Source organism: Ralstonia sp. VS2407 (genome assembly GCF_052950655.1).
In genome coordinates this window covers 73,451-86,072 of record NZ_JBRFVG010000016.1, presented here as the reverse complement: position 1 = coordinate 86,072, position 12,622 = coordinate 73,451, and the positions used below count along the sequence as shown (strand labels likewise).

12 protein-coding genes are annotated in these 12,622 nt (G+C 64.9%); 10 read left to right on the top strand and 2 right to left on the bottom strand.

Annotated elements, in window-relative coordinates; all coding sequences use genetic code 11:
- The coding region (locus ACU8YE_RS21455; protein WP_322018241.1) for an IS3 family transposase at positions 1-108 on the top strand (108 nt) is incomplete at its 5' end.
- A gap of 283 nt (positions 109-391) precedes the next feature.
- Here ACU8YE_RS21455 and ACU8YE_RS21450 read toward each other — a convergent pair.
- Positions 392-1,294: a LysR family transcriptional regulator gene (locus ACU8YE_RS21450; RefSeq protein ID WP_260803474.1), complete on the bottom strand. Its 903-nt coding sequence runs from the start codon at positions 1,292-1,294 to the stop codon at positions 392-394.
- Between the two features lie 130 nt (positions 1,295-1,424).
- Between ACU8YE_RS21450 and ACU8YE_RS21445 the strand changes: the two genes are divergently transcribed.
- From ACU8YE_RS21445 to ACU8YE_RS21410, 8 genes are all read left to right on the top strand, one after another.
- A complete protein-coding gene (locus ACU8YE_RS21445) occupies positions 1,425-2,411 on the top strand; it encodes an FAD-binding oxidoreductase (RefSeq protein ID WP_446929554.1) in 987 nt (328 codons plus the stop codon).
- Between the two features lie 32 nt (positions 2,412-2,443).
- Complete coding sequence (locus ACU8YE_RS21440; protein ID WP_446929553.1) at positions 2,444-3,700, top strand: aromatic ring-hydroxylating dioxygenase subunit alpha; 1,257 nt, start codon at positions 2,444-2,446, stop codon at positions 3,698-3,700.
- 1 nt (position 3,701) lies between these two features.
- On the top strand, positions 3,702-4,193 hold the full coding sequence (locus tag ACU8YE_RS21435; protein WP_440077768.1) for a nuclear transport factor 2 family protein: 492 nt from the start codon (positions 3,702-3,704) through the stop codon (positions 4,191-4,193).
- Between the two features lie 9 nt (positions 4,194-4,202).
- On the top strand, positions 4,203-4,526 hold the full coding sequence (locus ACU8YE_RS21430) for a non-heme iron oxygenase ferredoxin subunit (RefSeq protein ID WP_260803480.1): 324 nt from the start codon (positions 4,203-4,205) through the stop codon (positions 4,524-4,526).
- Between the two features lie 9 nt (positions 4,527-4,535).
- The gene (gene gtdA / locus ACU8YE_RS21425) at positions 4,536-5,582 is read left to right on the top strand and encodes a gentisate 1,2-dioxygenase (RefSeq protein ID WP_260803481.1); all 1,047 of its coding nucleotides are present in this window, start codon (positions 4,536-4,538) and stop codon (positions 5,580-5,582) included.
- A gap of 94 nt (positions 5,583-5,676) precedes the next feature.
- Positions 5,677-6,375, top strand: coding sequence for a fumarylacetoacetate hydrolase family protein (locus tag ACU8YE_RS21420; protein ID WP_446929552.1), 699 nt, complete (start codon positions 5,677-5,679; stop codon positions 6,373-6,375).
- A gap of 11 nt (positions 6,376-6,386) precedes the next feature.
- On the top strand, positions 6,387-7,028 hold the full coding sequence (maiA, locus tag ACU8YE_RS21415) for a maleylacetoacetate isomerase (RefSeq protein WP_433868339.1): 642 nt from the start codon (positions 6,387-6,389) through the stop codon (positions 7,026-7,028).
- 47 nt (positions 7,029-7,075) lie between these two features.
- A complete protein-coding gene (locus ACU8YE_RS21410; protein ID WP_446929551.1) occupies positions 7,076-8,179 on the top strand; it encodes a porin in 1,104 nt (367 codons plus the stop codon).
- A 67-nt stretch (positions 8,180-8,246) separates the two neighbouring features.
- On the opposite strand, the gene ACU8YE_RS21405 is transcribed toward ACU8YE_RS21410, so the two are convergent.
- Positions 8,247-9,482, bottom strand: a complete 1,236-nt coding sequence (locus tag ACU8YE_RS21405) for a cystathionine gamma-synthase family protein (RefSeq protein WP_440818730.1) — start codon at positions 9,480-9,482, stop codon at positions 8,247-8,249.
- Positions 9,483-9,580: 98 nt separating this feature from the next.
- Between ACU8YE_RS21405 and ACU8YE_RS21400 the strand changes: the two genes are divergently transcribed.
- Positions 9,581-12,622, top strand: coding sequence for an ABC transporter transmembrane domain-containing protein (locus ACU8YE_RS21400; protein WP_446929550.1), 3,042 nt, complete (start codon positions 9,581-9,583; stop codon positions 12,620-12,622).

Sequence of the window (12,622 nt, the reverse complement as noted above, 5' to 3'; positions counted from 1 at the left end):
AACTACATCGAGATGTTCTACAACCCAACACGGCGCCATTCGAGCGCCAACGGACTATCACCGGTAGAGTTCGAACAACGTCATTCCCAACGGCTCGGGGGTGTCTAGGAAAGTCGGGGCGATTCACGCCTTCGAGCGTTCGAGACTGAAACGTCAGCCTCCGAGCGTGGCAGTCGAGTGTTCGAGGGTGAAGCACGACCCTCTGGCGGTGGAGTTCGACCCTCAGAGCGCCAAGTTCGAGCGTTCGAGCCGGACGCTCGACCCTCGGACGGTGGGGCGCCAGTGTTCGAGCTTGAAGCGTCACGATCCAAAGGTGGAATTCGAGTGTTAGGCGGTGAGGCGCGAGGCTCCAATACTCACCGACGACGAAGCCGACGCGTTGCCGGCCCGCCTAGATGGCAAACATCTCGAACAACAGCTGCCGCAGCCATTGATTGGCCGGCTCGCGGTGATTGCGCCCGTGCCACAGCACATTGATGGTGATATCCGGGATCTTGGCCGGGCACGGCGCCGTGGCCAGGTCAAACGGTTTGAGCGTACGCGTGGCATAGGCCTCGGGCACCACCGCAATCATGTCGGTCGACTGCAGGATGTGCCCCAGCGCCACGAAGTGCGGCACACGCAGGCTCACGCGCCGCGACATCCCTGCCCGCAGGATCGTTGAATCCACCATGCCGTGGCCCGTTCCCTCGGCGACGATCGACACGTGCTCGGCTTCCAGGAAGCTCTTCATTGTCATGCCGTTCCTGGCGAGCGGATGGCCCTTGCGGAAGAGGCACACATAGCGCTGCTTGAACAGCCTGCGCTGGAAGAACCCCGCTTTCAGATCCGGCAGAAAGCCAATGGCGAGGTCCACGCGGCCGGCCTCCATTTCATCGCGCAGCGTGTCGGCATGGTTGCGCACCGTACTGATGGTGACCCCAGGCGCGTCCTTCTCCAGGCGGCGCATCAGACTGGGCAGAAAGTAGATCTCGCCAATGTCCGTCATCGCGATGGTGAAGGCGCGTGTGCTCGTCTTGGGGTCGAACTTGGTCGTGGCGTTGAGCGAGTTGTAGATCGCCCCGAGTGCGTAAGCGATGGGTTCGGCCAGCGTCTCGGCAAACGGTGTCGGCACCATGCCTTTCGATGTGCGGATGAACAACTCGTCCCCAAACAACTTGCGCATGCGGTTCAGCGCATTGCTGATGGCGGGTTGCGAGATGCCCAGTGTTTCCGCCACGGCAGAGACACGACGTTGCCGAAGCAACTCATTGAAGACGACCAACAGGTTGAGGTCGATGTCCTGTAGTTCCACCGCGTGTCTCCTCTCGTTTTTGCATTATCACTGCGGGTGATATGACACATCAGGTTGCTTCTATTTATGTATGTCGTCAAGCGGGCCATGATGCGTTCACACAGAAAAACGACTAGCCCGGAGACACGGCATGGACGTCACCGTCACCCCACTGCAGCGCATCGTGAGCGCGCGCTCGGGCGATAACCTGCTCGAAGTCCTTCGCACCAACGAAGTGCCCATCTCGTACAGCTGTATGGCGGGCCGCTGCGGTACGTGCCGCTGCCGGGTCGTGTCCGGCAATGTGGCCGTGACCGGCGGCGCAGATATGAACGGCCCCTCGACTTCCGGCCAGATTGTGCTGGCGTGCCAGACCACGCTGGTGGAAGACTGCGCGATCGAGCTGCCGGAAATCGATGAAGTGGTTGTGCACGCGGCCAGGATCGTCAAGTCGAAGGTGGTGTCCATCGAGGACATGACCCACGACATCAAGCGCATCCAGCTGGACCTCGCCAAGCCACTCGAATACTCGCCCGGCCAGTACGCCACGCTGCAGTTCACGCCCAAGCATGTGCGGCCGTATTCCATGGCCGTCGCCAACGAAGGGAACACGCTGGAGTTCCATGTGCGTGTGGTGCCGGATGGCCGCGTCACCTCGTATATCGCAAGCGAACTCAAGGTTGGCGACGATGTACGCGTAAGCGGCCCACTGGGCACGGCGTATCTGCGCCGCCGCAATGCAGACCCGATCCTTTGCGTGGCCGGCGGCACGGGTCTCGCGCCCATCCTGTCCATCCTGCGCGGCATGGCCGATGCGCGCATGACGAACCCGGTGCACGTGTACTTCGGCGTGCGCTCGCCCATCGACGTGTACGGCACGCATTGGCTGGACGCGCTGCGCGAGCGTCTTCCAAACCTGCACACGCACGTCGTCATCACCACATCGAATACGGACCGCCGCTACCGCTCGGGCGTCGTCACCGATGCCCTGGCGAGCGACTGGCCGAGCCTCACCGGCTGGCGCGCCTATCTGGCTGGCGCGCCCGTCATGGTGGACGCCGCGAGCCTGCTGCTGCGCCAGCGCGGCGTGCTGCCCGAACACATCTACGCGGACGCCTTCTACGCCGTTGGCGTCTGAAGCAGCACGCATTACAAACCTCGGAGACGCCCATGAAAGAGTCGACCCTCACGTTTTCCAGACCCGTCTGGAAAGACGACGGCTGCAGCCGGATTCCATTCCGCGCGTACACCGACGACGAGATCCACCAGCGCGAGCTCGAACGCGTGTTCTACAACGGCCACTGGTGCTATGTCGGCCTGGAAGCGGAGATCCCCAACGCGGGCGATTTCAAGCGCACGGTGGTGGGTGAACGCTCGGTGATCGTCACGCGCACGCCGGACGGCTCGATTGCCGTAGTGGAAAACGTCTGCGCGCACCGCGGCGTGCGCTTCTGCCGCGAGAAATCCGGCAACCGCAAAGACTTCACCTGCCCATACCACCAGTGGAACTACGACCTGAAAGGCAACCTGATCGGCGTGCCGTTCCGGCGTGGTGTGAAGTCGGAAGGCAAGGTGCAGGGCGGCATGCCCGCCGACTTTGACCCGACGGAACACGGCCTCACGCAGCTCAACGTCGCCGTGCGCAATGGGGTCATCTTTGCCTCGTTCGACCATGACCTGCCGTCATTGGAAGACTTTCTGGGGCCCACCATCCTCGGTTACTTCGACCGCGTATTCGACGGCCGCAAGCTGAAGATCTTGGGCTACAACAAGCAGCGCATTCCGGGCAACTGGAAGCTGATGCAGGAGAACATCAAAGACCCGTATCACCCGGGCCTCCTGCATACGTGGTTCGTCACGTTCGGGCTCTGGCGTGCCGACAACAAGTCCGAGCTGAAGATGGATGCGCTGCATCGCCATGCAGCGATGATCTCCACGCGCGGCACCGGCGGCAAAAGCGCCGTCACCAGCGGCGTCACCAGCTTCAAAGAGAAGATGACGCTGCACGACGACCGCTTTCTCGACGTGGTGCAGGAACCCTGGTGGGGCGGCCCGACGGCCGTGATGATGACCGTCTTCCCGAGCGTGATCATCCAGCAGCAGGTCAATTCGGTGTCCACGCGGCATATCCAGCCCAACGGTCACGGCTCGTTCGATTTCGTCTGGACCCACTTCGGTTTTGAAGACGACACCGAAGAGATGACGCAGCGCCGCCTGCGCCAGGCCAACCTGTTCGGGCCCGCCGGCTTTGTCTCGGCAGACGACGGCGAGGTCATCGAGTTCTCGCAGGAAGGCTTCGAGCAGAAGCCCGGCCACCGCACCGTGGTCGAACTGGGCGGCCGCGAGGTGGGCGACACCGACCACATGGTCACGGAAACGCTCATCCGGGGCATGTACGAATACTGGCGCAAGGTGATGGAGATCTGACATGGCTGACGTCGCTCACACGCTCGATTTCCCGACCTACCAGCAACTGCTGGCGCTCTACACCCGCTACGCCAGCGCCGTGGACAACGCTGCGTGGGATCAATGGACCGACCTCTTCGTCGACGACTGCACCTACAAGGTCCAGCCCCGCGAAAACTACGAACGCGGCTTTCCGCTCGCCACGCTGTCGTTCGAAAGCAAGGGCATGTTGAAGGATCGCATCTACGGCATCACCGAGACGATCTTCCACGACCCGTACTACCAGCGCCATGTGGTCGGCCTGCCCGAGGTGACGCACGTGGAGGGCGACCGCATAGAGGCGCAGGCCAACTACGCCGTGTTCCGCACCAAGCCCGACGAGCTGTCGACGGTGTTCAACGTCGGCCGTTATATCGACACCATCGTCCGCACCGAAACGGGATTGAAGCTGAAGTCGCGCACCTGCGTGTTCGACAGCGAAATGATCCCCAACTCGATCATCTACCCGATCTGAGGTCTGCCCATGAGCAACACATCAACCACCACCTGGCTCAAGCTCATCAGCGTTGACGACCTGCCGGACGACGACGTGATCGCAGTCGTTGCCGGCGATGCGGAGATCGCGGTGTACCGCGTTGACGGCGAGGTCTTTGCCACCGACAACGTCTGCACGCATGGTCATGCGCGCCTGTGCGACGGCTTTCTCGACGGCTACGAGATCGAATGCCCGCTGCATCAGGGCAAGTTCGACGTGCGCTCGGGCAAGGCGATGTGCGAACCGCTGACGACCGACGTGCGCACGTTCCCGATCAAGATCGAAGACGGCCACGTCTTCGTCGAGCTGTAAGGAGCCGTCATGACATCCACCACGCTGCAAACGGAGCGCAGTGCGTACTACGCGCAACTCGATGGCAAGCAACTGGCGCCGCTGTGGGAGTCGCTGCATTCGCTGGTGCCGCGTGAGCCCAAGCCGCGCATCGTGCCCGCCATCTGGAAGTACAACGAGGTGCGCCCGCTGGTCATGCAGGCCGGCGCCGTCATCAGCGCGGAAGAGGCCGTGCGCCGCGTTCTGATCCTGGAGAACCCGGGGCTGCCGGGCAAGGCCAGCGTTACGACCACGCTGTATGCAGGGCTGCAGCTGATCCTGCCCGGCGAGATCGCGCCGAGCCACCGGCATACGCAGTCGGCGCTGCGTTTCATCGTCGAAGGCCGTGGCGCATGGACGGCGGTGAATGGCGAACGCACGACGATGCACCCCGGCGATTTCATCATCACGCCTTCGTGGACGTGGCACGACCACGGCTGCCCGACGCTTGAGGATGGCGGCGAACCCGTCGTCTGGCTGGACGGCCTCGACATTCCGCTGGTGCAACAGTTCGACTGCGGCTTTGCCGAGAACTACGCGCAAGCCCAGCAACCCGTGATGCGCCCGGAAGGCGACAGCTACGCGCGCTTCGGCCACAACATGGTGCCGGTGCGCCATCGTGTGACCGACCCCACCTCGCCCATCTTCAGCTACCCATATGAGCGCACGCGCGACGCGCTGGACACGTTGTACCGCCACGGTGAACTGGACCCCTGGGACGGCGTGAAGCTGCGCTACGTCAATCCCGCCACCGGCGGCTGGCCGATGCCGACCATCGCCACCTTCATGCAGTTCCTGCCCAAGGGCTTTGCGGGCAAGGCCTACCGCAGCACCGATGCCACCGTCTACAGCGTGGTGGAAGGCCGCGGCACGGCTCGCATTGGCGACATGCAATTCGAGTTCGAGCCGCGCGACGTCTTTGTCGCGCCGTCGTGGGCGCCGGTGCAGCTCCATGCATCGGAGGATGCGGTGCTGTTCAGCTATTCCGACCGGCCCGTGCTGTCTGCACTGAATCTGCTCCGCGAAGCGCGTACCTGACGAGACCCCACTCCATTGCTCTTGCGGGGTGCCAGCTGGCACCGCCGCCGGACCCATTCACCCCTGCGTTTTGACTGACCACACTGAGCCGACCATGAACTACGTCTTCACGCCCCCAGCCCTTACCGCCGTGCCCGTTGCGGGCAGCAACGAGGAGTTTGTTGTCCGCCGCGTCTATTGCGTCGGCCGCAACTACGCCGCCCACGCCCGTGAAATGGGCTACGACCCTGACCGCGAACCGCCGTTCTTCTTCTGCAAGCCCGCCGATGCCATCGTGCCGGTGGCTGATGGGCAGACGCTTGAACTGCCGTATCCGTCGCAAACGCAGAACTACCACTACGAAGCCGAGCTGGTGGCCGTGATCGGAAAATCCGGCGCCGACATCTCGGTGGACAACGCGATCGATCATGTGTGGGGCTACGCCGTCGGGCTGGATATGACGCGCCGTGATCTGCAGATGAGGATGCGAGAGATGGGCCGCCCCTGGGAGATCGGCAAGGCGTTCGATGTGTCCGCGCCGATGGGGCCAATCCACCCGGCCAGCAAGATCGGCCACCCGCAGCGGGCCGGCATCTGGCTGACCGTCAATGGCGAGACCAAGCAACGCAGCGACGTATCGCACCTGATCTGGTCGGTGGCGGAAACGGTGGCGTACCTCTCGCAGTTCTTCCGGCTGGAACCGGGCGACGTGATCTTTACCGGCACGCCGGAGGGTGTGGGTGCCGTGAATCCCGGCGACAGCATCGTGATGGGAGTCGACGGCCTGGGCGAGCTGAAGGCTCGCATCGTCTGAGCGCGCCGGCCATGCAGCTCTACAGCTTCTTCAACAGCTCGACGTCCTATCGGGTGCGCATTGCGCTGGCACTCAAAGGGCTGCCTTACGAGACCTTGCCGGTCAACATCCGCACCGACGAGCATCGCGCGGCGGGTTATGTGGAGCACATCAACCCGTCGGCGGGCGTACCGGCGCTCATCGACGGTGAGATGCACTTGAGCCAGTCGCTCGCGATCATCGATTACCTCGACGCGTGCCACCCCGCAACACGGCTCATTCCGCGCGAACCGTTGCGGCGCGCACGCGTGCTGGAACTGGCCAACGCCATTGCCTGCGATATCCACCCCGTCAACAACCTGCGCGTGCTGCGCTATCTGCAGGACGTGCTGGAGGTCTCACCCGAGCAGAAAGACGCCTGGTACCGCCACTGGATCGACGAAGGCATGTCCACCGTGGAACGCTTGCTCGCGCGGTACGGCGCAGGCCCCTGGTGCTTTGGTGAATCGCCCACGCTGGCCGACGTGACGCTCGTGCCGCAGATGGCCAACGCGCTGCGCATGGGGTGTTCGCTGGAACGGTACGAACGGGCGATGGCCGTCTACGAACACGCCAGTGCGCATCCGGCCTTCAAGGCGGCTGCCCCGGCACAGCAACCGGATTTCACCGCCTGATGCACGTCACGCATTGCTGAAAAAACAACCACAACGGAGGAGACATCATGAACCTGCGCCACCTGGCGTTCCCCCTGCTGCTGGCGGCGCCCGCGCTTGCCGCCGCACAATCAGCAGCCCAATCCGTGACGCTGTATGGCGTGATCGATACCGGCGTCGAATACGTCAACCGCATCGGCTCGACCGGCAATAGCGTCGTGCGCATGCCCAACCTGAGCGGCACGGTGCCCTCGCGCTGGGGCCTGCGCGGCACCGAGGATCTGGGCGGCGGCGCCAAGGCGCTGTTCACGCTGGAATCGGGCTTTGCGCCCGACAGCGGCACGAGCAACCAGGGCGGCCGCCTGTTTGGCCGGCAGGCGTGGGTGGGCCTGTCCAACAACTGGGGGCAAATCAGCCTTGGTCGTCAATACACGATGCTGTTCTGGGCCTCGCTCGATACCGATCTGCTCGGCCCAAACGCCTACGGCTCCAGCTCGCTCGACACGTATCTGCCCAACGCCCGCGCCGACAACGCCGTTGCCTACAAGGGCAAGTTCGGCGGCTTCACGGTGGGTGCCACCTACAGCTTTGGCCGCGATGCCGTCAACGCCGGGCCCAGCCCATCCGGCACCAACTGCGCAGGCGAGAACCCCGCTGACAGACTGGCCTGCCGCGAGTGGTCGGCCATGCTGATGTACGAGACCGGCAAGTGGGGCGTGTCGGCCGCGTACGATTCGCAACGCGGCGGGCCCGGCGCATTTGCCGGGTTGACGTCAAGCTCGCTCAAGGATGAGCGCATGGCGTTGGGCGGCTATGCGCTATTCGATCGCGCAAAGGTCGGCCTGGGCTGGATTGGCCGACGCAATGGCGCATCGGCCACGCCGCGCAGTGATCTCTTTTACGCCGGCGCCGCATACGATCTGACACCGGCCCTGACGTTGACTGGCGAGGTGTTCCATCTGCGGTTCCACAACAGCGCCAACAAGGCATGGCTGGGGGCGGTGCGCGCCAGCTACGCGTTCAGCAAGCGCTCGTCGGTATATGCCACGGTGGGCTATATCGACAACCGCGGCAGCCTGGCGCTGTCAGTGGACAGTGCCGCCACGGGCGCCGCACCTGCCGCTGGCGGACACCAGCTCGGCACGATGGTTGGTATCCGGCACGTGTTCTGACGTGCCATGAAAAAGGCCCGCCACTCTGTGCGAGTGTGCGGGCCTTCAAAACCGCATCGATGTCGGCTTAGCCGACGGCCGTAGCGTCCAGCGCCTGCGTGAAATCGGCCAGCAGGTCAGCTTCGTCTTCAATGCCGACCGATACGCGAACCAGCGAATCGGCAATGCCCATCGACGCGCGGCGCTCGGCGCCCATTTCCCAGTAGATGGTTGGGGCGACCGGAATCACCAGCGTGCGCGTGTCGCCCAGGTGCGTGGCGCGCACGGCGTAGCGCAGGTGATCGAGCATGTCGACGTAGTCAGCGCCGTCCACCAGTTCGAAGCTCAGCAGGCCGCCGTAGTGACGGAACAGCTCGGTGGCGCGGGCGTGTTCGGGGTGTTCCGGCAGGCCGGGGTAATACACGCGTGCCACCTTCGGGTGCGCGGCCAGCGTGCGGGCCAGCGCCAGCGCGTTGCTGCAGGTGCGGTCCACGCGCAGCGCCATCGTTTCGGCGCCCACGGCAATACGGTGCGCGGCATCGGCAATCAACGTCGCGCCCTGATCGCGCAGGCCCTTCTTGCGGATCTGCTGGATGCCCTGCATTTCCGGCTTGGCCTTGCGGTATGCCGGGTAGATGTTCGGATACGCCGTCCAGTCGAACAGGCCCGTATCCACCACCGCGCCGCCCAGCGCGTTACCGTGCCCGCCGATGTACTTGGACAGCGAATGCACCACGAGGCTCGCCTGCGCATCACGCGCGCGGAACAGCCATGGTGACGTCATCGTGCTGTCGACCACGTAGATCAGCCCGCGTGCCTTGCAGATGTCGCCAATGCCCTTCAGATCCGCCACCTGGGTGCGCGGGTTGGCAATGGTTTCCACAAAGACGAGGCGTGTGTTCGGCTGCACCGCATCGACCACGGCCTGGGCCGACGTGGCATCGACAAACGTCACTTCCACGCCCAGGTTGCGCAGCGTTTCGAACACGCTGTTGGTGTTGCCGAACAGGAACGCGCTGGAGACCACGTGGTCGCCGGCGCGCAGCATGGTCGAAAACACCGCCATGATGGCCGCCATGCCGGTCGCAAAGCATGCGGTGGCCACGCCGGCTTCCATCATCGTGATCTTGGCTTCGAGTGCGGCCGTGGTCGGGTTGCCCTGGCGCGCGTAGGTGTAGCCGGGCTTGCCCTGGAACACGTCGATCAGCTCGCGCGTATCGGTATAACCGTACGTGGTGGACGTGTGCAGCGGCTTGTGGATGGCGTAGTGCTCGACGCCGGCTTCGCGGTCGGCGTGCAGGAGGGCGGTGGTCAGTCCGGTCATGGCGGGGGCAGCAGAAAGGCAGGAAACAGCAGGAAAGTCCTGCATTATCGCGCGATTCCGGGGCCACCTGGGCGGTCCAACCGGAGCGGGCGTGGAACATGGCTTGCGTCGCACCCTCGCGTTGCAAGACCGACCGGATTCCACGCCTGGTGACGAGCCCATCTCCTGCATCCTCCCCTCCTCCCCATCCTGCTGAGGCATCGAGCCTGCAGCAGCGGATCGTGGGCGCGTTGTGGCGCGCCATCTGGCGCTACCGCAAGCGCGTGCTGGTGGCCGTGGGGCTGCTGGTGCTGGCCAAGCTGTGCGCGGTGGGCGTGCCGATCGTGCTCAAGTGGATTGTCGATGGCTTTGGCGATGCCACGCGGGCGCGTGTCTTTCCCGCCTTCCTACTGCTGGCCTATGCCGTGCTGCGCTTTGGCGGCACGCTGTTCGGCGAGCTGCGCGACATGGTGTTCTCGCGCGTGTCGCAGCCCACGGTGGCGGGCTTCATGGCGCAGGCGTTCGAGCACCTGCACCAGCTCGGGCCGCGCTTTCATGCAAGTCGGCAGACCGGCGGGCTGATCCGCGATGTGGAACGCGGCACGACCGGCATCGAGTTCCTGCTGGGTGTCGCGCTGTTCACGATCCTGCCGACCATGGTGGAGATCGGCTCCGTGCTCATCATCATGATGAGCCGCTACAGCGGGTGGTATCTCGTCACCATCCTGGCCACGTTTGCCGCCTACTGCACCGCCACCGTGCTCCTCACGCGACGCCGCGTACGCCTGCAGCGGCAGATGAACGAGTTCGACTCGATGGCCGGCAGCCGGCTGCTCGACAGCATGCTCAACCACGAAGCCGTGAAGGTCTACACCAGCGAGCGCTTCGAGGCGCACCGCTACCGCGACATCCTGCGCCAGCGCATCGAGACGGCGGTCGCCAACCAGCGTGCTTTGTCATTGCTGCACGTGTCGCAAAGCGGCGTCATTGCCGGCGGTGTAGCGACCGTCATGCTGCTGGCCGGGCAGGACGTGACGCGCGGCGTGCTGTCGGTCGGCGACCTTGTGCTGATCAACGCGTACATCATCCAGGTGTGCCTGCCGCTCAACGCGCTGGGCTTCATGTTCCGCGAGGCGAAAGACGCCGCCATCAATGCCGAGCGCCTGTTCCAGTTGCTTGAACAGCGGGCCGATGTGGTGGACCTGCCCAACGGCGCACCGCTGCGCGTGACGCAGGGCGAGGTGCAGTTCGACCACGTGGATTTCGGCTACGAGAACACGCGACCCATCCTGCACGACCTGTCGCTGCATATTCCGGCCGGGCACACGGTGGCCGTGGTGGGGGGCAGCGGCTCAGGCAAGTCGACGCTGGCGCGGCTGCTGTTGCGCTTTTACGACCCCTGGGCGGGGCGCGTGTCCATCGACGGGCAAGACCTGCGCGTGGTCACGCAAGACAGCGTGCGGCGCGCGATCGGCATCGTCCCGCAAGACACGATCCTCTTCAACGACACCATCGCCTACAACATCGCCTACGGGCGCGAAGGCGCAACGATGGCCGAGGTGATCGAGGCCGCCCGCGCGGCCTATGTGCACGACTTCATCGCCGCGCTGCCCGAGGGCTACCAGACCATGGTCGGCGAGCGCGGCCTGAAACTCTCGGGCGGTGAAAAGCAGCGCATTGCCATTGCGCGGGCGCTGCTGAAGAACCCGTCGATCCTGATCTTCGACGAGGCGACCTCCGCCCTGGATACCCGTTCGGAACGCGCCATCCAGCGCGAGCTGGACCGGCTCTCGGCACATCGCACGACGCTGGTGATTGCACACCGGCTTTCCACGGTGGTGGACGCCCACGAAATCGTCGTGCTGGAAAAGGGCCGCATTGTCGAGCGCGGCCGCCATGTCGATCTGCTGGCCGCCAACGGCGTCTATGCGCAGCTCTGGACGCTGCAGCGTCAACAGTCCGACCTGGAGCAGGCCCAGCACCGGCTTGCACAGCAGCCAATCAATCTCGTGGCGCTGGTGGTGAGCGTGCTCGACGGCTTGCGCGAGGCAATCGATGCACGCGGTATCACGGTGTATTCCGTCATCCGATCAGAAACGCCAAGCATCACGGGTGACCCGAGCCGCCTGCAAGGCATCGTGGGCGATGTGCTGAGCCACGCCGTGCTGGCCAGCCACCCGGGCAGCCGCATCGAGATCGTGCTGGAGCGCGTGGAAGGCATGGCGCAGTTGCGCGTGACCGACACGATTGCCATACCGGCGGTGGCGGCTGCCGCCATTCCCACCGCCTCGCACACGCCCGCCGAGATGGAGCCCGACGCCGCCCTCTCGGCCTTTGGGCCCACGGCGACTCCGCCGGCGCCTGCGCCGTTCGACGTGCTGGACCCGGTGGAGCCGCTTGCGCCGCTGCGGCAGGAGCCACGCGCGTTCGATCCGGTGCTGGCTGCGACCGCGCAAGACACGGCCCCCACGCCTGCAGCCACGCTCGACCCATTGTGGATCCGCTCGGTTGTGGAACAGCACGGCGGGCGCTTTGCCGTCGTGCCGCTGCCCCATGGCGACGGCACCACCTATGTGATGGACTTCCCGATTCGCGCCGTGGCGCCGCTCGCGGCCGCGCCGGGCGAGGCCATGCCAGCCACCCCGCAGCAGGCGCCACCGGCCGAGCGCACCCCGCTTCCGCCCCCGGATGCGCTGTCCGGCGTGCACGTGCTCATCGTCGATGACCAGGAAGACGCCCGCGAGATTCTCCAGTTGCTGCTCGAAGACTACGGCGCGACCGTCACCGCCTATGGCGCCGCCAAGCCCGCGCTGGCCGCGTTGCGCGCGGCGCCGGGCAACTCATGGCCCGATGTGCTCGTCTCCGACATTGCCCTGGGTGAAGACGAAGACGGCTACGCGCTGCTGCGCAACGTGCGCATGCTGGAGAGCGAACGCGACATGCCGCTCGATGCCCGCCTGCCCGCCGTCGCGCTATCCGGCTATGACAGAGCCGAAGACCGCACGCGCGCGCTGCTGGCCGGCTTCCAGCTGCACCTGGCCAAGCCGACCGAACACGGCGAACTGGTCACCGCCATCCTGAGCGTCATTCGCGCACGGCATGCGCCGGCACGTGAATCGCACGCATCCGTTTCCTTCCAATCAGCCCAGGAGTCTCCATAA